Here is a 22,773-nt window from a genome sequence, read left to right on the forward strand (position 1 = left end):
TTTTGTATCGCTAAAATATAATAAATAGGTAAGTCATTATTGCAGAAACTGACAATATATTCACAGATACAGCCATCGTCTGAATGTGCTTCTTATAGTTATGTTTTCTATAGATAACAGTAATGGCTAAAAATATGCCAAGGACACTAACAGCAAGTGAAAGGGAAGGGGTTGTAATAGAATAAGAAAATAGGTAATAAATAAAATAGACTTGATATCCTATTAGAAAGAGAAATATATAAGCAAAGATATTATTAAGCAAAACAAGGCCTCCTAAAAAGCAATGCTGAAATAAGGTAATAAGTTTCTTTGAGTTAATAATGATATTGCATTTGCATAAATTCGTAGTATTTACCGTCAACAGGACTAAGAAATTGATTTTTTGGTTTAAAGCTTGCCTTTTTATAAACTTTTATAGCTCTTTCATTGAACGTAGCAACAACCAGTTGTAATGTTGGTTTGTTAAACCTTTTTGAAAAGTGGATAATTTCATGTAAGAATTGATTGCCATATCCTTTGCCTGTTAGGTTGGGTGTTAAACTGAGGCCAATATCTAAAACAGATGAATCCTCATAAATACCAAAATTGTATCCTCCGGGAACACGGGCGCTTTCTCCAAAACATATGTATCCAATTAATTCTTCACGTTCATTATGAGCAGCAAAGAATTGTTCATCTAGAATCTCATCTATTGTTTCTGCAGAACTGTCCATACTATAAAGCTCAAAAGGCGGATCGAACGTCCATGATGCAATAGCGGTAGCACATTGTTCTGTCATTGGTGAAAATGTAATATTCCTTATCATGTCATTCCTCCATATTGTCAATTTTTTTCCGTTATAAGTATAACATTCATCCTAAAATCGGTCAGTTATGTGGTAGTTTTTTTATGAATTTCATTGTAATGAAAAACCCGAACCTGGTATATGAACCCATCATTTCGGGTTATTCACATTAGTTCTCTTCTAAGGAGTATACAGTCTCTCCATTGATGATTGTTTCCACAACTTTCCTTCTCCTCCTTTTCTTTGTTAGACTAACCTCACTTGAAAATCAAGAAACATATGTAAGGACTAGTGATGTGTAAAGTGTATTTCAACATGTTTCTTTTATCATAAATTACTTCTGTACTCGAAACAATTATTATACAAAAAAAGCTGTCTTCAACTGTTCAAAAGGTGAACGGTTGAGACAGCGGTGTTTTGAATAGTTAATAGATAAGTTATTTTTCCCTCAAAATTGGGAGAGTGCAGCATCGGAATGATCCACCTGATTTAATGATCTCCGTAATATCTACTTCCACAACTTCATATCCACGAATACGAAGTTGCTGATTTACCTCTCGATTGACTGGTAAACTAAAGATTTTCTTATTTCCTATTGAAAGAACATTGGTGCCGAGAGTAAATTGTTCCTCATCATTTACTTCAATTAAATCGAAATGGTCTGCCAAAATTTTTTCCTCTTTTTTATCAAAGGCTCCTGGAAAATAGAGAGCTTCATCCTTTGAAATAATATTAAATACACAATCAAGGTGTAGATATTTTTCTGTGAAAGGAATGGTAATGACTTCATATTCGTGTAACAACCGTTGGAGATGATCGATTGCATTTTGGTTTGTGCGATTACTTAGTCCCACAAATATTTGATGACCGTTCACAATGACATCTCCACCTTCAATCATGTCACCAATTAAGTTATAGTAAGAAATTTCTTCCTTTTCTAGCCATTCCTTTAAGACATTTTCTTCTCCAATGCGACTACCGTGTGCCATTTCTGCTACGAAAATAGTCTGACCTAATGTAAAGCCAATATCTCTAGTAAAGACTTGTTCTGGATAGTTGCTATTAACTGGCAAAAGGATAACATCAACACCATGCTTTTGTAACGTTTTTACAAAGTTTTGATGCTGTTCTTTGGCAATTTCAATGTGAAATCCTTTATCCTTAAAATGCTTTTGAGTTTCATTAATCTCACCATGAATGGTCATATGTTCTGGTTCACATAAGATGACTCGTTTTAATTTATCATATTCAGTTCGACAATACGTTTTTTCACTTTGTTTAGATAATAAAGACATAGTATCCTCCATTAAATATGAATTATTTATAAATAGGTTCTCCTTAATTTTCTGTGATATGAATGATAGTCTGACTTTAAGGTAAGAAAATTATCTTAACATGTTTAAAATACGTCTTAGAATAGCTAAAGCAACTATCATATTCCCATAATTGTTCGATGCACTTTCAGTAAAATACAAAAAGAGTATCTCAAAAAGCTTCCCTTACTTTTTGAGATACCCTTTTTTCTATTTTAATTAACTTTTCAAGCGTTTAAAGGTGTAATTGGATTTATTAGTCTTTAGTAGGACTCATTTGCTTGTTCTCTTTCTCTATGCTGCTCTTTCAGCTTTTCCCAATTAACTTGTAGTAGAAGGCTGATGTTGTAATACACGATTGCAGCAACAATACCAATTAAGATACTTTGGAACGATTCTGCAAATGTAAAGAATAGTTGTCCATTAGCTAATGAGGTAAGTGCGGAATAAATCATAGCTACCACAATTCCGGCTACACCGTACATTCCTACTGAACGGAGATACGTTTCGAGTTTTGATGCAAGTTCCTTTTTGTCCTTTTTTAAAAAGGCGTCCACGGCATAAGAAGCAGGAATTCCTCCAAGAATAAATACTGGAGCAGTGTAAAATACGTAAATTCCTAATAACATTCCAAAACCAAGTTCACCCGCTGCACTAAAATGATATTGAAATCCAGCTAGCAATGCACTAAAAATAACAACTGACAGTACAGATATGAAGAATCTGTGAAAGAATTTTGACATTTTTGTGAACCTCCTTTTGAGACTATCTTATCTCATTTAGAAGGAAACAGAAATGATTTTGCTCACACATTTAAAAAAATCGTTTGATAATATACGACAAGTTTTGAAGTGGTAAAGAAATTGTAATTTCTTTAATTTTTAGTAATTCTGTGGAAGTTAAGATGATTGTAATTGAGGAGCATACTTGTACTACCGATCAAATACATATAATAGAAAGTTTTAAAGAAAAAACTTTGGGAAGAATTATTTGGAGAGGTTTTCGTTCTTTTTTAATAAAAGTAGTGATATACTGTCCATAAAATGTGGAAATTATTTGAACTTTGGAGGTTTTTTTATGAAAAGGGCGAGACTAATATATAATCCTTCATCTGGAAGGGAACAAATGAAAAAGCAATTGCCCATCATTCTTGAACGTCTAGAACAAGCAGGCTATGAAGCATCCGCACATGCTACAACAGGGAAAGATTGTGCTAAAAAGGCAGCCCAAAAGGCCTGTGAACGAGAGTTTGATTTAGTAATAGCTGCTGGTGGAGACGGAACGATTAACGAGGTAGTAAATGGACTTTCAGAGCAAGAGAATCGTCCCACTCTCGGTATTATTCCTGGAGGTACAACAAATGATTTCGCCCGCGCTTTACACCTACCTAAGGACATAAATGAAATATGCGAAGTACTTACGGAAGGAAAATTACAGTCAGTAGATGTTGGGAAGGTAGGCTCTCAATATTTTATAAATATAGCTGGAGCAGGGGCCTTGACGGAGCTAACGTATGAAGTACCTAGTAAATTAAAAACGATGATTGGACAAGTTGCTTATTATGTAAAAGGGTTTGAAAAACTCCCTCGAATAAAACCAAGCGAAGTAACGATTGAGTATGATGGGAAATGGTTTGAAGGTGAAATTATGCTGTTTCTTGTTTCAAACACGAATTCTGTTGCAGGATTTGAAAAGCTGGCTCCTAATGCGTATTTAAATGATGGCTTGTTCGATTTAATCATCTTAAAGAAAACAAATTTGGCGGATGTTGCAAGACTAGTAAGTTCTGCAATGCGTGGTGAGCACATACATGATGAACGAGTAATTTATGTACAAGCTAGCCGCATAAAGGTCCATAGTGTAAACGAGCTTCAATTAAATTTAGACGGAGAATACGGGGGAATGCTCCCTGGAGAATTTGTGAACCTTCATAATCATATAGAGATGTTAGTACCAAACAAAGACTTAACATGTTTTCAAAAGTTATATTAATTAGTACCTCACTTTTGAATGAATGAAAAAATATTTAGGGGACTTACAAACGAAGTAAAGTCTCCTTTTGTTTAATTTAAACTTTTCCATATCGGCCGAATCATGTCGATGAAATTACACCAAAGTCCTCAATATTCTGTCGTCCTCAACTTTTGTCCAAACCACCATCCTTAAATAAAAATATAAAATAAATGAATCCAAATTAATTTTGATTCGTATTAGTATAATAGAGTACAAAAGAATAGATTAGTCAGCTGATGCGTCATACAAATTGTCACAAAATAGTACGGGACATGGTTCGTGACCAATTTGTAGGTGTTTCGTAATGTTTCGTAATGAATAAATTTCCATTTGTGTTAAATTATGTTTATAATGAGGGGTGGTTATATTTTATTCGTTTAGTATTAGTAAACTATGTAAATGAATTTTGCAATATTTGATGAATAGGTATAGGGGTAGATTAAGTGTACCTATTTTCAGGGTAGTATTATTCAATAGAAAGAATACGAGGTGATAACATGACAGAATATGCATTAGAGGTAAAAGGCCTCACTAAGACAATTGGGAAGAATAAACGGATTGTTAATGATGCATCCTTCCAAGTCCAGCATGGAGAAATATTTGGATTACTAGGGCCTAATGGTGCCGGAAAGACATCGACCATACGGATGATTGTTGGACTTATTAGGAAAACAGAAGGAAAAGTCATCATTAATGGAAAGGATTTAGATGAAGCTGGACAGCTATGTAAAACGGATATAGGGGCAATTATAGAGAATCCATCATTTTATGACCATATGTCTGGGTACAAAAACCTTCAGCAATACGCACGAATGGCACGTACGAATATAACAGATGAACGGTTGCGTGAAGTAGTTGACTTAGTAAAATTAAACAATGCAATACATGACAAAGTGAAAACATACTCCCTTGGAATGAAACAACGCCTCGGTGTTGCACAAGCAATACTACATAAGCCTTCTGTCTTAATTTTAGATGAACCGACAAACGGCTTAGACCCTCAGGGTATTCGTGATTTAAGAGACTACTTAAAAATTTTAACAGAACAAGGGATTTCCTCATTAGTATCTTCCCACCTATTAAGTGAAATGCAATTAATGTGTGATCGAGTAGCCATTATGGAGCATGGAAAAATCATTGACATCTCTCATATATCTGAGCTAAACATTCAAAGAGACGAAGTTAATCTTGTTTCATTTACTGTGAGTAGCTTAGAAAAAGCAAAAGAAGTACTTGCAAATAGCACATCTGGTATAGAAATAGTAGAAGCTGAAAATGAAAGTGTTACATTGAGTATGAGCTATGAAAATATACCGAAAATAAATCAACTTTTTGTAAAGAATGATATCGATGTATTTGCTATTGAATCAGCGAAGACATCATTAGAAGATCGATTCTTACAACTTACCGCAGTTGGAAAAAAAGCTGAGGAATAGGAGGGGAAATGACACATGCTATCTTTATTAAAAAATGAGTGGATTAAGCTCTGGACGAAAAAACAACCATGGATTTTTGTTGGTTTAATTATCGTTTTTACGCTATTATTTACATTGATGTACTATAGTTTTGAGGCAAATACTGCTCTAGACTCTGATGAATGGCAGATGCAATTAGAGCAAGAAATCGAGCAGGAACGGGAAATCTTACAATCTGAAGATGCCTCTGAATGGGAAAAAGATTTCGCAGAAATGATTATTGAAGAAAATACAGCTTATTTAGAAGGTGGAATTAATCCAAGACAGTTCAACAATTTAATTTACATGAATGATACACTACTTGGTGTTGCATCCTTCATCACTCTCTTCAGCGTTATAGTGGCCAGTTCAATCGTTTCATCAGAAATGAATACAGGTACCATAAAACAGTTAGTTATTCGTCCGTATGAAAGGTGGCAATTCTTAGTTTCAAAATTCATCACTGTCGTACTTTTTTCCATCGTGTTAATTGTTACCCTATTTGTAACTAATTATATTCTAGGACTGATCCTTTTCGATACTGCCAGCTGGAATACGGCAATGATTGAACGTTCCTTTGAAGGTGCAATGGTGGAGACAACAGCTGCTAACCTTATCTTTTCAAAAATTGGGTTGTATACATTAAATATGCTAGTATTTGTTGTTATTTCTTTTTCACTGTCTACGTTATTTAGAAGTCAAGCGTTAGCAGTAGGTGTAGGGATCTTTGCATTGTTTGCAACGACCATGTCCCAAGCGTTAAACTTTTTATTAGCCGATACAGCTTGGTACAAATTTGTTATTATTCCCCATTTAAGTTTAACGGAATACGTAGTACACGATACGATAATAGAAGGGGTAACCTTACCATTTTCGTTAGCTGTTCTGGCAGTTTACGTCATTATTCTACTCGGGTTAGCTACGGTTTATTTTCAGAAAAAGGATATTGCGTATTAACCTAAAGGGTTCCGTTTCCTATTATAAATATCAGAAATGTATTTTCAATTCTTTTCCAAATTTGTATACTAATTTGACAATATGTATCATAAAATGCTGTACAAAACGTCCATATACACTAGCTAGTGTTATGGACGTTTTTATATACAATTCCAGATACATTAAAATTTAAAGTTGATGATTTATATGAATAATTCAGAAAGTAATCGAACTAAATATGTTAAAATATGGATATAATCACTTAAACAACGTGGGAGCATTTATAAAAAGGTATGATAAAAAGATGGAGAGAAATGTCCAAGTGGCAAAGTTTTGTTTTATATCAAATTTGATTTTTTTAGCGATAGGTCTAGTTTTGTTAATGTATGATTTATCAGTAGAAGGTTTTACAATTTAGTAACCTACTAGGCCATTCATTATTTTGGAATTTTTTTATTCTTCCTTATGTTAGCTGAGAGTGATAACAATAACAAAAACTCTATCAACAGTAAAAAGCAACATTTGTGAACACATACACTTCAACAAAACGGGGAGGTTTATATAAGAGTATAATGGGAAAATGGAAAAAAGCGTCCAAGTGGGGAAAAGTTTGTTCTGTCTCAAGTATAATATTTTTTATTGTAGGTATTACTTTGTTAATATACGAATTATTATTAGATAATTTCTTTTTCTTTAAGTCATATGGCGTAATCTATATAAATTTAGGGATTGTATTTCTTCTTTTTACGTTAGCTGAGAACGGAAATAATAACGTTCATGAAAGAAAAAAGTAATATATATTTTGAAACAATGTGAAAACCTATAGTTAAACAAACGGAGAGTTTTGCACAATAAGAGCAAACCTTTTTTTAAAACTAACGAGAGGGACACTTGAAAAAGGGGAGATTTTTTGAAGAACACCAAATTAAGGGTTGCTTGGATTATTCCTAATGTATTCTGTTACCTAATGTTGATAGGCTTTTCAAGTTTTATAGCTTTAAATGCAGAAGGTTTAAAAGAAATAAGCCGATTGGGTATATGGGTATTTGTAATGATTATTCTTTTTTTAGTATCTATTTTCGGTAGTTATCGAATTTGGACATGGATAAAGGAAGGAAAAATATAGTAGTACATATTCAACTAAACTCTCCGTTTCTGTATCAAATAGGAACGCTTAAATTGGATGAGTTTTTAATGAAGAAAAATATATAATATTAGCTTTGTGTTTCGTGACTTTAATTGCCGCGTTATTATTTTTCAATCCATATAATTTTTATTATCATATTCAAGCAGAAGAAGTAGTTACAGATATCTTCAATAATTATTGTTTTACAAGTAACAACCACTAATTAGGTCGGGGGGGGAGGGAAGGAATATGAAAAAAATGGGGACGCTATACTTTTTCTGTGGAAAAATGGGCGCAGGAAAATCAACTAAATCAAAAAAATTGGCGATAGATAAACATGCTGTACTGTTGTCTGAGGATGAATGGCTTGCATCTCTTTATCCCAATCAGATTGCATCATTTGAGGACTATATAAAATTCTCAACTCAGCTCAAACCGTTGGTGAAAAAGCATGTCCAAAACATATTAAGTGTCGGTACAGATGTAGTGATGGATTTTCCAGCTAATACTCAAAAACTTCGAAAGTGGTTTTTGGATATGGCGTCAGAGGTAAACGCAAGCCATCAACTAATTTTTCTTAATCTAAATAAAGAGCAATGCTTACGTAACATTGCACAAAGGCGTAATGAACAACCGGAAAGAGCAGCTTTTGACACGGAAGCGGTGTTTAATCATGTTACTAAATTTTTTGAAGCACCAGAAGCATCCGAGGGTTTAAATATATTGGAGTTTAGCGGAAAAGAATAACAAGGAGTTCAACACATCGCTATAGAACCAGAAGAAAAATTCGTTTGCAACGGGCAATTTAAAGGTATTAGGACATAATTTTTCTTTATGGGGTGGAGGGATTAAACCAGATTAAGAATTTCTTCATTCTTCAACTAATCGGAGTGCGTAAAAAAAACGAGTTGCGATTGGCAGCTCTTTTTTTTATGTCCACAAACTGGAAAATGATGTTAAGCTATAGGGGATGAAGTTAGTATTAACCATTTCTACTTAGAAAAGAGAAGGTGATTCAGCAGGTTCAAGTCCTGTGAATCACCTTTCTTTATTTTGAAATATCATTTCACTTTTTCAGTTTTTGTACATTCAAGTACGTGCCCGTTCGCCAAAACCATTCCATAGGTCCATAATGAAATCTGTTTAGCCACCATTTGCTAAAGAGTACTTGTAAAAGGAATAATGCAAAAGCCAACAATGTCCCTAATAGAGTTCCTATCTCTCCTAATAACCCGAAGCCGTATCCATAAAAGATGAAGGTCATTACGATGGATTGGATTAAGTAATTCGTTAAAGCCATTCTCCCAACATAACCAACCCCATTGAAAATTCTATGAGTGTTAAATTTTAAAAATAATAAACAAAAACCTGTTACATAGCCAACGGCAAGAACTGGACCTCCAGTTATATACCCAACATAATCTAGCATACTATTGTCTGTAAACACCATTGCTCCCTTTAATAGAAGGCCAATTGGTATTGTAATAGCTGTTAATTTTATTAATATGCCTTTATGCTTTCTAACGTCATGAAGCCAACGAATTTTTGCAAAAAAACCACCGAGTAAAAATAAGAAAAAGGTTTGTAACGATACAGAAAAATAAGAAATAATAACGAATGTAGTAATCATGATTTCTCTTTCGAGGGGATCAAGGTCCATTCCAAAATCGACTTTTTCAAATGGGTTAGAAGTTAATCGGAAATGAACAATTTCTGTGTACGAACCATCCCTTAAGACATTCTGTTCATATTCACCGTATGCTTCAAAGCCTAAAATTTCCTCTCCATCATCTGGAACTAATCCTATAGCTGTGAGAAGTCCACCAATGACTAAGGACCAGATAAGGAGTGTTTTAGCCTTTCTTTTAATAAAAAAGACAAAAATAAAAGCTGTTATGGCGTATGTAACTAATATATCTCCATCCCAAATAAAATAGAGATGCACAAAACCAATTACGAGTAAAATGAGTATCCTTCGTATAAATAAAAGTGTAAAGGATCGGTTATTTGCTTGTATTCGTTCCCACATGATAATAGCACCAAAACCAAAGAGCATGGAGAATATGGGATAAAAGCTTCCTTGAAAGAACCATTCGACTAAGATATGTGTAGATTGATCTGCAGTAGATAAGATCGGGAAAATAAATTTTTGACCAAAAATACCGTATTGAAAAGCTAGCATATTTACGATTAGAATTCCGAGTAAGGCAAAACCTCTTAAACTATCAATATGATTGAGACGATCCTTTCCAGACAACGGTGTTAACTGTTGCACGGATTGGACTGGTTCCTTTTTGCTATCCATTAGATATCTCCTTTAATTTTAAGATTATGATGATACAAATTTTTGGTTAATAGGAAAAAATACCCTACACACTTATATAATAAACCTCTTTTACGTATTTTGAAATTGTTGTTTTAGAAAAAATTTACTAATGCGACGGATAAATGTAGTTCATTGTCACAAAAAATTCAGGGACCATGTCCCTGAATTTTTTGTGACAATTTAATTTAAATTTGATTTCCGTTTTTCAATCACTTTTTTTGCTTCGAGCAAATAGTAAATGAATGCTGCTCCCCGAACGAGACCTTGTAGTTTATTTCGATCAAACAAGGAAGAAGTCTCATTGGGTTGAGTCTCCCTATTGTTATCTATTTTGCTATCTGTCAATGACGTTACCTTCAGTAATGAAGAGGTAAGATGGTTTGCTGATTCTCCAGTATCATTAACTATTTGAAATAAAGGATCTAGCTTCATTAATTTGTTATTAATATCTAATATCGTTTCGTTTGCATTATAGAGCATTAATGTTGTTTCACTAGATATATTCTCAATATTTTTTTGCGTTTTATCTATTGTTTCAGCAGTAGAACCTAACGTTTGCTCCAAGCGCTTTAAAACAGGCACAAGAAAAATAACAACTACTGCAAATCCTATAGCAATGACAAATACACCAATTCCTAACCAGTCCATATGCTCCACTCCTTTATGGAAAATAGTTATACTCAATACAATCAAATGAAGAAAGCGGTGAGTTTATTTTTTTATTACAAAAAGTAAACGATTACGTTTCTATTATATCAAGTAGTTGAACAATATACTCACAATAAGGAAGGAATAAATCAATAAATTTCTACATTCATAATATTATTGTGAGAACTGTTAATCATTTCCCGAACTTTTAAATATATAAACAACGGTGAAAAAAGTGTGTGAGAAACCTTGAGGAAAAAACCGGTGACTGAAATTACTGAATGGAAAGTCTCTTAGTAATAAGTATATGGAAAACTACTATATTATGATTCCAAAAAAAATTTTCTTTTAAGAATTTTTTTGAGTGAGGGGTCATGGTATGGTGGAGAAAGTGGAAAAGACAGAAAATTGAATGTATTGAGGGCATAAAATAATTGCCCACAGACAGTTGCCTATGGGCTGTTCATGGATAGCTATTCACTTGTATGACTCTTACCAATATATATACTAAACATCGTACTAACAAATTAATTCTTCCCATTTTTTTGAAACTTTTTTAAGATGTAAAGGTGTAGAAATATCTTCATCCAAGAGCTCTAATCTTACTTGAGGAATTCCGGTAAAAAGCTTGTCAATTTCTTTTAAATACGACAATTGTTGAATTTTACGCTTTTGAAAAAAAATACCGTCTACCTCGTCCGGTAAAATTTTATTCACAACAATTCCTAGTACGGGAATTCCATGTTGTTTTAATGTATCAATCCCCCGTTTTCCCTCTTGGATTGGAAGTCTTTCTGGATTAAGAACAAATAAAAATCCAGTCATTTCTCCATTTAAAAGGACTTTCCGTACTTGACTAAATTTATCACGACGTGCTTGTAATGTTTTAAATATAGGATCGTCGACAGGCTCACCATCATTTATTAATTGCATATAGTTTTCGTTGGTTTTTCGACGACGTTCTAGCATGCCATCCATCCATACCCCCATCATTTCAGGCAAAGATAGGAGTCGTAAAGTGTGTCCAGTAGGAGCTGTGTCAAAAATGAGTAAATCAAACCTGTCTAACTCCTCTAATATTAATGATGTGATTCGATCAAAGAGTGCTGCTTCATCTGCACCAGGTGTTGTCTTTGCCATATCTATTTGTCGATGGACCTCTTCAATCATGGAAGATCGTACTTGCCCCTCAAGGTTTTTCTTTACACTAGCAATGTAACGATCATTTTCTTTTTCGGAGTTAATCTCCATTACAAAGAGATTCCCTTCCACCTTTTTAGGTTCTCCTTTTAGCTTTGTATGAAATAGGTCACCTAGATTATGAGCAGGATCTGTTGAAACCAAAAGTACTTTTTTTCCAATGTTCTTTGCTGCGAGTGCGATAGCGGCTGCAGAGGTAGATTTTCCAACTCCACCTTTCCCGCCAACAAAAATAACTTTTTTATTTAAAATATTTATCTTATCAATCATAACTATCACCATCCTATTAGAGCCTCTTAACAACACCGAAATCCTGTTAAAGGTGATTTATCCATTCCCATTCTTAAATGCCATTGATGAAATTTCTCTAGCATGTGCGGATACAATTCAAGTGTGTAATAAAAAGCTGGATTAGGAATACCGAGCATATCAGAATAAAGAAGAAGCATAAAAAGATCGTCTTCGTCTCTAAGCTCCCTCAAAATTTCTGATCGGTGTCCAGTTCGTAATACTTCATCATACAATTCTAGAATGCGCTTTAAATTCAATGGATGACACCGTCCTTTATAAGGATGAAATAACAATCTCTTCATAAAAGAAGGGAAGAAGGCTTCTCCATCTTTTATGAAAGAGAAGCCAACCTCTACTTCTTATGCGTTTTACATAGCCTTATTTTTTGGCTTAGCAGGATCTTTTTTACCTAAGGCTGCTACTGCTTCTAGTAGAATCCAGAAGGCAAAAACAAAGATGATGGAGCCTAAAATAAATAGGAGTAAACTAGGGTTACTTCCAGCAAAGAAGGACCATTCTGTAATGATTTGAAGTCCCATTGCGTACAAGGTCATGGCTAATAAGAAGACCATTGGTATGAGTGATACTAGGAAGTTTCTTCCTTGTCGCTTTAGCCACAACGTGATAAGAAGTAATGTAATTGCTGCTAAAAGCTGGTTTGATGTACCAAACAATGGCCATAATACATAACCTCCGGATCCGAATCCTTGAGGACCTTCTGGAAGTAGTACAAGTGCAGCACTTGAACCAACTGCAATAGTAGTAGCTACGTGTGTTTTAGTAATGGACTTAATATTATATGTTTTACCAAGCTCTGAAATGATATAGCGCATGAGACGAACGGACGTATCTAACGTTGTTGCGGCAAAACTAACGACTATTACCGCCACGATGGTATTAGCAACATCTGCAGGAATAAATAGTCCGGTTGCTAATTGTCCAGCACCTTGTACGAAGTTTCCTAAACCACCACTGCTTGCATCACCAAAACTGCTATAGGCACCTAGAAAGTCACCAGAACTACTAAACAATGTGGCAACGGCAATGATGGATGCTAGCGCTAATAATCCTTCCCCAACAGCTCCACCATACCCAACCATACGGGCTTGGGGCTCTCTATCAAGTTGTTTACTAGTTGTACCAGATGCAACGAGGCCATGGAATCCAGATATGGCACCACAAGCAATGGTTATAAAGAGTATTGGTAACCAAGGAGTATCTGTTGCTGCACTATTTGTCATCGGTGCTGTAATGGATGGATTTGAGAATAATAATCCAAGATATAAAATGGCTAGACCAACGACCAATTGATGAGAGTTAATGTAATCACGAGGTTGTAGTAGCTTCCAAACTGGTAAAGTAGATGCAATGTAAACATAAACCATTAAGATGATTATCCAAACGAAGAAGGAGAATGCGACACCATTTAATCCGAAGGCTACAATGTTTTCTTCGCCTCCAAAATATCGAGGTAAATCAATTTGTAAAGCTGGTACTTTTGAAGCAACAACAGCTGCGATGTACATGGTGGCTAAAGCAGCTAATGAAGGCCAAAGCATTCCACCTTTTTTTCGATAAACGACATAACCTATCCAAATCGCTAGTGGAATTTGAATAAATACGGATAACACGGAAGATGGGAATGTTATAAATAAATTTGCAATTACCCATGCAAAAACAGCGTTAACCATTAAAACAAGGATTAAGATAATAAATAAGAATAAGATCTTCGCACGCTGACCAATGATTTTGTCCGCTAACGTTCCAACTGATTGTCCCTTATTTCGAACTGATAGAACGAGTGCACCGAAATCATGAACACCTGCTGCAAATACAGTCCCTAATAGTACCCATATTACAGCTGGTAGCCAACCCCAATAGATGGCAATGGCAGGTCCTAAGATTGGTGCTGCCCCTGCAACGGAGGTGAAGTGATGACCCCATAATACCCACTTGTTTGTAGGTACAAAATCAACACCATCCTTGAATTGGTGGGCAGGTGTTACATAATTCGGATCGAGCTTATAAATCTTTTCTGCAACAAACTTGGAGTAATAGCGATAACCTAGGAAAAAGACAAACATTCCTATTAAAGCTAATAAAACGGCATTCATGGCATATCCCTCCCAGTATAATGTCATACAACTACATTATGGCACCATGTCCATATAAAGGAAAAAGACGAAAAAGACCAGTTTTACCAACAAATAAAGCGCTTACATTTATTTTCTCCTTCACCCTCCTTTTTTCTCATTTTTAAACTATTTCGAAAAGCTAATAAATTATATGATTGGATAAGCAATACATGCCTATGAATGTGTGTTCAGAAACGAAAGTAATGCATCAACATTGTTTTGCGTTTTAGTGGTTTTGCAGTCGTGTAGAACGGTGTCTCTCTACAGTATTTCTTTTATTTCATGGTTTGCGTCGTCTAGAACGTTACTTGTCGACTGCAATACTTCTATTTTCTGTTTTGCGGTCTTCTAGATGGCTCCCTATTGTCCCGCAAATTGTATGATCATACTTTCCGGGAAGATAGAAGCTCTCTTTCCAGAAGTCTATAGCGCTTATTTCTCTACCTTTGCAAATTTGCAAAGTATTGCTCAGAAGCTTTACCAGTCAAGACAATTCATGAAGTAAAAGCTCGTCGCTGGAGTCACCGCCTTCCACTACTGAACTGTTTCTATTTTTATGGCAGTCAACTGAAAAAGATTAATACTGTCTCGATTTAATACTAGGGGTTCGTTATGATACAATCAATATCAGAAATTGCCGTGAAAGGATTAAACATAATGACAAAAGACCAATTGCCTGTTGAAAAAAACCAATTGCTACAAGTGACCTTCGAGGATTTGACTCACGATGGTGCAGCAGTGGCAAAAATAGATAACTTTCCGATCTTTGTCCAGAGAGGCTTGCCTGGAGAGAGAGCAACAATAAAGGTTGTAAAATTGAAGAAAAACTATGGTTTTGGCCGACTGATGGAAACGATAGAAGAAAGCCAACACCGTACCGAACCACCGTGTCCTATTTTTAAAGAGTGTGGAGGCTGTCAGCTTCAGCACTTAAGCTATGAGGGACAGTTAAAGCATAAACAAAAGCATGTCCGCGATGTATTAGAACGAATAGGTGGAATCACAAATGCTGTTGTCCATCCAACCTTAGGGATGAATGAACCATGGCGTTACCGAAACAAAGCGCAGGTTCCATTTGGGGAAGAAGAGGGAGGACTAGTTGCTGGTTTTTATGCAGAACGGAGTCATAAAATCATCGATATGGAAAGCTGCATGATTCAGCACGAAGCAAATGATGAAGTTGTTCAGACTGTTAAAACGATCGCGAAAAAATATGGAATCCGTGCTTACGACGATCAAAAACATAAAGGAACACTTCGGCATGTTGTCGTCCGTTACGGTAAAATAACAAAAGAGATCATGGTCGTGCTCGTAACGAAGGGGAAAGAGCTACCAAATAAAAAGAATATCATCGAAGAAATTCGTTCGAGTATCCCGAACGTAAAATCCATTGTACAAAATATAAATCCTAAGCGAACTAATGTTGTATTTGGGGATAAAACGGAAGTCCTTTGGGGCGAGGAAGTAATTTATGATTTTATTGGAGACATTAAGTTTGCGATCTCAGCCCGATCTTTTTATCAAGTAAATCCAGAGCAAACGAAAGTGCTGTATGACAAAGCGTTAGTGTACGCAAAACTAACAGGAAAAGAGACTGTTATTGATGCGTATTGTGGAATTGGAACGATTAGCTTATTTTTAGCACAAAAAGCAAGGCATGTATATGGTGTGGAAATTGTACCCGAAGCGATTGCTGATGCAAAGAAAAATGCGCGTTTAAATCACATTGAAAACGTTAATTTTGCTGTTGGAGAAGCTGAAAAAGTAATGCCATGGTGGTACGCACAAGGAATCCGACCAGATGTAATCGTTGTAGATCCGCCACGGAAAGGCTGCGATGAAGCATTTCTGGAAACAATCGTAAACATGAAACCAGATCGAGTGGTTTACGTATCCTGTAACCCCGCAACATTAGCACGAGACCTGAAATATCTCGCAGAACACGGCTTCGAAGCGAAGGAAATTCAGCCTGTCGATATGTTTCCGCATACGACACATGTGGAGTGTGTAGCGTTGATAGAGTTGAAATAGCTTGGTATCAATAGGTTTGGCGATTTTTAATTGAATATGGAAGTGTGTTTTATGTTCCCTCGGACTATTGGTTCGGGGGATTTTTTGACCCCGGTGGTCTAACTTTTACGCGGAATTAGATGTTGAAAGATATGGGGAAGAGCTTTGCGTAATGATTGAGGTGCACATTTTAGTGCAAAAATATGAGGGCAAATGCACTTTTAAACGGAAACATTTTCAGACAACTCGACACATTTCCAAGTTCGCTACATGTGGAGTGCCTGGTCTGACTGTCATGGAAAGAAGGATCAAAGGCTGATTTACCAAGGTTTTAAGTAAATATAGATAAATTGAGATGCTGGTGGTTAGACATTGGCATCTTTTTTTGTTCTTTGAGAACATATCTATAGTTGTGAAATATATTCAACTCAAGGCTGGAAACTTGTGCAAATTAAAAAAATATTGACCTTTTAGGTAAATGGTGGCATAATAACGTTGACCTAATAGGTCAATATAGAGGAGATTTTCAAGGGGATATTGAATATGCCAAAAAAATTATTGGATTTAGATCCTTTAAGGCGCAACGCTATCTTAAATGCCGCCTTAAAAGAATTTGCACTAAAAGGATTTGACAAGGCTTCCACAAATATAATTGCTAAAGAAGCAGGGATTTCTAAAGCACTGATGTTTCATTATGTAAGTAATAAACAGGAACTTTTTCTGCTTGTTTATGACTACTTCACAGAACTTCTTAATAAAGAATACTTTATGAAAATGGATTTTACTGAAAAAGATATTTTTGATAGGCTACGGCAATCGTATCTTCTTCAAATTGAATTACTAAAACAGTATCCGTGGATTTTTGAGTTTAACAAACTTTCTATCGTGACAAACTCTTATGAGGTCAACAAAGCACTTGAGAAAAGAGTCAACAAAAAGCAATTATCATGCGACGAACAAATATTTGATATGATTGATGTTTCTAAGTTTAGAGCTGGTTTAAATATTGACAAGTGTAAACAGATTATTTTGTGGTCTAATATAGGTTTTACTAATCAAATTTTGGATGAGATTAGAAATTCGAAAACTTCAAATTTGGATTATAAACAAATCATTTCATCACTTGATGAATACTTTGACGAACTTAGAAAAATTTTCTATACATCAAGCAGTGAATGAAGGGTTTGGAAATGCTAGTTACAATGGGAATGGAAAAAGCACATGCCTGCACGTATTAGTATCGTTCTAGCACTTTAGCGATAGTCATTTTCAATAATCTAAATAAAGAATGGACGAGGAGGTATGAGATGATTGAAGCGCGTGAACCGATACTTGTAGAGTTTCCTTTGAGAGGAGAATGGCTCTCACCTAACACTCCAGGAACAAAAATTCCAAGTCACGGAACAGACCAGTTTGGAACAAGATATGCTTATGACTTTATACAGGTGGATTGGGAAAGAACGGGCTGGCCTGCCTATCGTGTTAGCTTGCCGCAATATCTTATTTTCGGGGTTTCCTTAAGTGATTATTACTGTTGGGGCCAAGATGTATATGCACCTTGCGACGGAATCGTTGTCCAAGCAGAGGATGGTTATGAAGAACGAGCACGTACGAATTTACTTTCAGATATGTCTAAAGCCTATAAAAATGCCCGTTATTTCGATCCGAATAAAGACGACGTACAATCAGTTGCTGGGAACTACATCATTATGGAATGTGGCGACAATGTTTATGCTGCCTTAGTCCATCTTCAAACAGGATCTATCCAGGTTTCAGTCGGTCAGGGTGTAAAAAAAGGTGAAGTTATTGGTAAAGTGGGCCATTCAGGTAATTCTTTTGCTCCACATTTGCATTTTCAGCTAATGGATAGTTGTGACATATCTACTGCAAGCGGATTGCCTTGTGCTTTTGAAAAATATGAACTATTCCAAGATGGTGAGTGGCAAAAAGTAGTTAATGGTATTCCTACAAATAAAGATAGGATAAGGTTTGTTTACTAATCCAATGAATAGCTGATTAGCAGAAGTTTGTGCTATTGGGCTTCATATTTCGAGTAAGAAGTTAAATGAACTGAACAATATGTTAACATCTTAAGAATTTAAATATATGTTGCCTAGGACGTCCTTGAACTAAGTCTCGAACGTAAAGAGGGTTAGATTAAATTAGTTTAATTGTGGAATCATTCCACTGAACAAAGGTGGTTATTTATAGGGGATTTCCAGATTTTTCACGACTTTTTGGAGTCATTTTTTATACCTCATCTCAAGTGAATTGAGTGAATAAAACTACATTTTAACTCATGATAAAATATTTTGTCAACAATAAATTTGTAATATTTTTTAAAAAATGTTATAATAATTTTACAATTGTTTTTTCAATCGTATTCCGAATTTGGCTGTATTTTTTTGCAGATAAAATTATGGATACGTTTTTTTAATATCCTTACTTAAATCGAAGAAAAATTAAAACAGTTGTGTGAGCTTTAAAGGTAAGTAAGTTGAATAAAAATATCAATTTACTATCTTATAGTAACCGAGTTTTTATTCTTTAAGGAGGACTAGAATAATGAATCTAATTAACAAGAAAGTGACACACAAGCGTTTTGGTACGGGGAGTATAGTTAAACAAAATGAATCGATTATTGAAATACATTTTGCATCGGAAAATAAAAAGTTTGTTTTCCCTGATGTATTTGGAAAACACCTACAACTACATGATAAAAGTGATGCTAATTCACTTGATGAAATTATACAAAAAAAGGAAATGGAACGAAGGAAGGAAGAATGGAGAAAGGAAGAGGAAAAGAAACTACAACGAAGAAACCTGGAACTTCGCGAGGAACATAATAAACTTATGAAAAATCATAAACTTCATTCCGAATCACAAATGGTTTTTTGGTGTGATAAAGAAGAACAGAATAGTTCTTTTTCGGAGTGGAAGGTTTTTTCAGGTGTAGTAAAAAGTGGTAATAACAAAGGGAAGCCAAACAAACCCATCCGCTTGCACCAAAACAGTGCTGTCCTGTTAACAGCAATTGATCCCAACATGCCTGAAAAAGACAGACGTATTTTAGGTGTCTATATGGTAGATGAAAATTTTATTGGTAAGCTTTGTGAAGATGGATATATTCCTGCGCATTCAAAATACAAACTCCTACTTACAGAACAGGAATCGGATCAGATGCTCTTCTGGAAATATTATATAAATGAAAAATTCCCCCACAAAATGACGTGGAATACAGGTAAATATCGTTATTTTGAAAATTCATGGATGGCTCAAATTTTGCATGATATAGTTTCGTTGAAAAGTGATCCAAAAGAACGAGAGTTGGCACAACAATTTTTTGATCATTTTTGTAAAATGAATCAGTTAACAGATCAAGAGTTACCAAAACCCAATGGTGCATTAATGCGTATTTAGACGTTAGTCCAAAGATAATAAAAATGACAGGGGACTGACACATTTCCAAATAAAAATAAATATTTCCGATTCAGATCCGGTTTTCGTGAAAATAAAAATTTCCGATATCTGGGTCTTTTTTATGTCTATCCTCTTTTCCTATTTGCAGACCACTAAATTGCTTTTTTTCACATCTATAGTGATTTACAGATAAAAGAAAGATTAAAACGTTGATTCGACAGGCGTTTTAGGGTAAAGAGTGACATACATTATTTGTAAGGAACAGGATATATTATTATGGTATTAACTATCAAAAGTTACTTTAAATCATAAATTAGTGTAGAATATGTGATAGAGAAGAGGGGGACCACAGTATGGAAAATGAAGAAGTTTTACCACCGAAAACGTGTGAAGTTGACAGAATGATTACGAAACCTGAGGATATTAAAAAAGTACTTGCAGGAAAGAAGACGGCCACGAGAAGGAATGGTAGATATGCGGACCCAGGAGAAATAATGGTTCTTGAAGGGGAACGCTTTAAAATAGAACGTGTGTATAGACAGACTTTAGGTGATTTAACGGATGAGATTGCTGTCCAAGAGGGATTTAATAGTGTGGAAGAATATAAAAACTCCATTTTGTCCATTCACCCAGGTATGCCTTGGAAGCCAGAAATGAAGGTTTGGGCACATGAATTTTCACCCGTAGAGGATGAGTAAACTCATGGGGACGGTTCTTTTGATGCGAAAATAGAATAACATTTAAGAAGAGAAAAGCACAGGAATCAAATTCCTGTGCTTTTAAAATTTGGTACCAGATCAATAGTAGAACAAAATACAAATTAAGTAATTTAATAAATATAATAATTGATTGATTTTTTAGAAAATACTGAAATTTAACCATTGGTTATGTTACTATAATGTAGAATTTGTGTTTTCATCATTCGTTATTATTAATCTATTAGTAGGGGTTGGTGCTCTTGGGACAAAAAGTACTTATTACTGGTGGAACAGGTTATATTGGTTCAGCTACAGTTAAGGCAGCAGTGGAAGATGATTTAGAAGTCATCGCACTTACAAGGTCAAAGGAAAATGCAGTGAATCTAGAACAAGAGAATATACGGACAGTAGTAGGGGATTTATATCAAGATGGAGAATGGCAAAGTATTATAAAGGAAGTAGATTATGCAGTTTTTCTAGCATCACCACCAACTTGGGGGAAGAAAGTGACCAAAAAGGTTGCACAAAATTTTCAACAAGGTCATGAAAAAATGACAAAACGATTTCTTGATGCATGTGTAGGTAGTGACTTAAAAAAGATCGTTTATATTGCAGGAACTAGCTATTTTGGGGATTCAGGAGATAAAGAGCCTCAAAAAGAGGAGATGGCAGCAGATCCAAAGGGTTGGGGACCATATATTGCTCCTTCGGTAGAGCTAATTCCAGAGTATGTAAGTAAAGGGCTTCCAATTATTACTGCCTTTCCTGGTCAAGTGTATGGACCTGATTCCTGGATGCCCCAGCTATACTTAAATAACATATATGAAGAAAAACCGGTAACAGGATTAAAGGGTTATAATCCTGTGATGTCTACTATTCATGTAGAAGATTGTGGAAGAGCAATCTTGCATTTAGCAATAAGTGGTAATGCAGGTGAACGATACTTATTAGTAGATGATCAGCCAATACCGTCAGCGGACCTCTGTAATTACATTGGAGAAGTGATGAATAAACAAGTTCAGACGAGAAAGGTGCCAAAATGGCTTTGTAATTTGTTACTAGGGCCAGTCTTAACTGAATACGCCACAGCCCATACTAATTTTAGTAATAAAAAATTAAAAGAAACAGGATTTACATTTCATTATCCAACATATAAAGATGGAGTTCCAAATGTCGTTGAGAGTTGGATAAGTCAAAAACAGAGTTCTTGATACATTCCAAGTTAGGTTAATGTAATAAGTATTCTACAATGTCATTAGTTGATTTCTAATTTAACTACTCAATGAAAGTGATGTAACCTATTACAATCGTAGGTTACATCACTTTTTTTGCATTTAATGATTTTGGAGCTTTACACAGCTCTATACCGTCTCTAGACATATATTTCTTGTTCTTAATAAAGGTTATTCGACAAGTACCTGGCGTCTGTCGTTCTTGCTATAATAAATATATATTTAATTTGAAATTGCTTTTATAAAAAGGAGCCACAAAATATATGGACAGGAATCTTAAACGATTGTTTAATAAGCGCAAGGCTATTATTGCAACGATGCATCATAAAGAGCAAGTCATTGGCCCATTGTTAGAGGAAGAATTAGGATTACAGTTTATCGTTCCTGAAAACTTCAGTTCAGATGTCTTTGGAACCTTTACGGGAGAAGTTGAGAGAGTAGGGAATCAATTAGAGGCAGCAAGGAAAAAGCTTGAAACAGCTATGGAGCAATATAATCTTGATATAGGTATTTCAAGTGAAGGGTCGTTTAGGCCACATCCTATTTTATCAGTGGTACCTTACAATAGAGAGTTAATTTTATTCATTGATAAAAAGAATGAACTTGAAATCACTGGGTATGTTGCAAATAGTAATACAAATTACGCACATCAAGAAGTAAAAAGCTTTGAGGCAGCCCTTGAATTTGCTAAAACTGTTGGCTTTCCTGAACATGGATTAATTGTGAAGAAGAATAAAGAAACAATCAATCAATATGAAATAATAAAAGGAATCTCAACCGAAGAAGCTTTAGAAAAAGCGATAACTAAATGGCTACCTATACATTCTATTGATAGAAAAGAACAGAAGCCTCTTTTTATGGAGACTGATATGAGAGCTATGTTTAATCCCAGTCGGATGAAAAACATTAAACTAGCTACTGAAGATCTATTAACAAAAATAAAATCGTTATGTCCAAACTGTGATACACCTGGATTCAGTATAAAAGAAGTGAAGAAGGGTCTCCCATGCCAATTATGTGGTTTTCCAACAGAAACGGTTCGTTCACACATATATGAATGTAATAAATGTGGCTATGAAAAAGAGAATCTGTACCCGAATAGAGAAGAATATGCTGATCCGACCTATTGCCGTATATGTAATCCTTAAATAATTATTACTATAGCCATTTCTTTAGGAGAAAGGAA

The 22,773-nt window shown here is 35.0% G+C and carries 21 protein-coding genes; 12 read left to right on the forward strand and 9 right to left on the reverse strand.

Features of this window, described 5'->3' with window-relative positions:
* Positions 1-10: 10 nt before the first annotated feature.
* From QA612_RS00510 to QA612_RS00525, 4 genes are all read right to left on the reverse strand, one after another.
* Entirely contained in the window at positions 11-262 is a 252-nt protein-coding gene (locus QA612_RS00510; protein WP_278281776.1) for a hypothetical protein, read from the reverse strand.
* Positions 263-314: 52 nt separating this feature from the next.
* A complete protein-coding gene (locus QA612_RS00515; protein ID WP_278281777.1) occupies positions 315-806 on the reverse strand; it encodes a GNAT family N-acetyltransferase in 492 nt (163 codons plus the stop codon).
* A gap of 416 nt (positions 807-1,222) precedes the next feature.
* Complete coding sequence (locus QA612_RS00520) at positions 1,223-2,080, reverse strand: dimethylarginine dimethylaminohydrolase family protein (protein WP_278281778.1); 858 nt, start codon at positions 2,078-2,080, stop codon at positions 1,223-1,225.
* Positions 2,081-2,361: 281 nt separating this feature from the next.
* A complete protein-coding gene (locus QA612_RS00525) occupies positions 2,362-2,841 on the reverse strand; it encodes a hypothetical protein (protein WP_278281779.1) in 480 nt (159 codons plus the stop codon).
* 334 nt (positions 2,842-3,175) lie between these two features.
* Here QA612_RS00525 and QA612_RS00530 point away from each other — a divergent pair, with 334 nt between their 5' ends.
* The 5 genes from QA612_RS00530 (at position 3,176) to QA612_RS00550 (ending at position 8,374) form a co-directional block, all read left to right on the forward strand.
* Positions 3,176-4,090, forward strand: coding sequence for a diacylglycerol kinase (locus QA612_RS00530; protein ID WP_278281780.1), 915 nt, complete (start codon positions 3,176-3,178; stop codon positions 4,088-4,090).
* A 518-nt stretch (positions 4,091-4,608) separates the two neighbouring features.
* Positions 4,609-5,547 carry an ABC transporter ATP-binding protein gene (locus tag QA612_RS00535; RefSeq protein WP_278281781.1) on the forward strand — a complete coding sequence of 313 codons (939 nt, stop codon included), beginning with the start codon at positions 4,609-4,611 and terminating at the stop codon, positions 5,545-5,547.
* 15 nt (positions 5,548-5,562) lie between these two features.
* Positions 5,563-6,522 (forward strand): ABC transporter permease subunit, encoded by a 960-nt coding sequence (locus tag QA612_RS00540; protein ID WP_278281782.1) that lies wholly within the window; start codon positions 5,563-5,565, stop codon positions 6,520-6,522.
* Positions 6,523-7,411: 889 nt separating this feature from the next.
* Positions 7,412-7,627, forward strand: a complete 216-nt coding sequence (locus QA612_RS00545; protein WP_278281783.1) for a hypothetical protein — start codon at positions 7,412-7,414, stop codon at positions 7,625-7,627.
* A 249-nt stretch (positions 7,628-7,876) separates the two neighbouring features.
* On the forward strand, positions 7,877-8,374 hold the full coding sequence (locus tag QA612_RS00550; RefSeq protein WP_278281784.1) for a P-loop nucleotide/nucleoside kinase family protein: 498 nt from the start codon (positions 7,877-7,879) through the stop codon (positions 8,372-8,374).
* A gap of 319 nt (positions 8,375-8,693) precedes the next feature.
* Here QA612_RS00550 and QA612_RS00555 read toward each other — a convergent pair whose 3' ends face one another.
* From QA612_RS00555 to QA612_RS00575, 5 genes are all read right to left on the reverse strand, one after another.
* On the reverse strand, positions 8,694-9,932 hold the full coding sequence (locus QA612_RS00555; RefSeq protein ID WP_278281785.1) for a DUF418 domain-containing protein: 1,239 nt from the start codon (positions 9,930-9,932) through the stop codon (positions 8,694-8,696).
* 201 nt (positions 9,933-10,133) lie between these two features.
* Positions 10,134-10,601: a DUF948 domain-containing protein gene (locus QA612_RS00560; protein WP_278281786.1), complete on the reverse strand. Its 468-nt coding sequence runs from the start codon at positions 10,599-10,601 to the stop codon at positions 10,134-10,136.
* A 519-nt stretch (positions 10,602-11,120) separates the two neighbouring features.
* Entirely contained in the window at positions 11,121-12,071 is a 951-nt protein-coding gene (locus QA612_RS00565) for an ArsA family ATPase (protein WP_278281787.1), read from the reverse strand.
* Between the two features lie 26 nt (positions 12,072-12,097).
* Positions 12,098-12,394: a cory-CC-star protein gene (locus QA612_RS00570; RefSeq protein ID WP_278281788.1), complete on the reverse strand. Its 297-nt coding sequence runs from the start codon at positions 12,392-12,394 to the stop codon at positions 12,098-12,100.
* A 66-nt stretch (positions 12,395-12,460) separates the two neighbouring features.
* Complete coding sequence (locus QA612_RS00575) at positions 12,461-14,206, reverse strand: carbon starvation CstA family protein (RefSeq protein ID WP_278281789.1); 1,746 nt, start codon at positions 14,204-14,206, stop codon at positions 12,461-12,463.
* 678 nt (positions 14,207-14,884) lie between these two features.
* Here QA612_RS00575 and rlmD point away from each other — a divergent pair.
* From rlmD to QA612_RS00610, 7 genes are all read left to right on the forward strand, one after another.
* Positions 14,885-16,258: a 23S rRNA (uracil(1939)-C(5))-methyltransferase RlmD gene (gene rlmD, locus QA612_RS00580; RefSeq protein ID WP_278282102.1), complete on the forward strand. Its 1,374-nt coding sequence runs from the start codon at positions 14,885-14,887 to the stop codon at positions 16,256-16,258.
* A gap of 522 nt (positions 16,259-16,780) precedes the next feature.
* Positions 16,781-17,416 carry a TetR/AcrR family transcriptional regulator gene (locus tag QA612_RS00585; RefSeq protein WP_278281790.1) on the forward strand — a complete coding sequence of 212 codons (636 nt, stop codon included), beginning with the start codon at positions 16,781-16,783 and terminating at the stop codon, positions 17,414-17,416.
* 128 nt (positions 17,417-17,544) lie between these two features.
* A complete protein-coding gene (locus QA612_RS00590; protein ID WP_278281791.1) occupies positions 17,545-18,237 on the forward strand; it encodes a M23 family metallopeptidase in 693 nt (230 codons plus the stop codon).
* A 565-nt stretch (positions 18,238-18,802) separates the two neighbouring features.
* A complete protein-coding gene (locus QA612_RS00595) occupies positions 18,803-19,657 on the forward strand; it encodes a malate synthase (protein ID WP_278281792.1) in 855 nt (284 codons plus the stop codon).
* Positions 19,658-20,010: 353 nt separating this feature from the next.
* Complete coding sequence (locus QA612_RS00600; RefSeq protein WP_278281793.1) at positions 20,011-20,355, forward strand: ASCH domain-containing protein; 345 nt, start codon at positions 20,011-20,013, stop codon at positions 20,353-20,355.
* Between the two features lie 260 nt (positions 20,356-20,615).
* Positions 20,616-21,566 (forward strand): NAD-dependent epimerase/dehydratase family protein, encoded by a 951-nt coding sequence (locus tag QA612_RS00605; protein ID WP_278281794.1) that lies wholly within the window; start codon positions 20,616-20,618, stop codon positions 21,564-21,566.
* A gap of 284 nt (positions 21,567-21,850) precedes the next feature.
* Entirely contained in the window at positions 21,851-22,735 is an 885-nt protein-coding gene (locus QA612_RS00610) for a DUF6671 family protein (RefSeq protein ID WP_278281795.1), read from the forward strand.
* The last annotated feature ends 38 nt before the right edge of the window (positions 22,736-22,773 follow it).

The sequence above is a fragment of the Evansella sp. AB-P1 genome (assembly GCF_029688925.1).
GTDB lineage: Bacteria > Bacillota > Bacilli > Bacillales > Salisediminibacteriaceae > Evansella.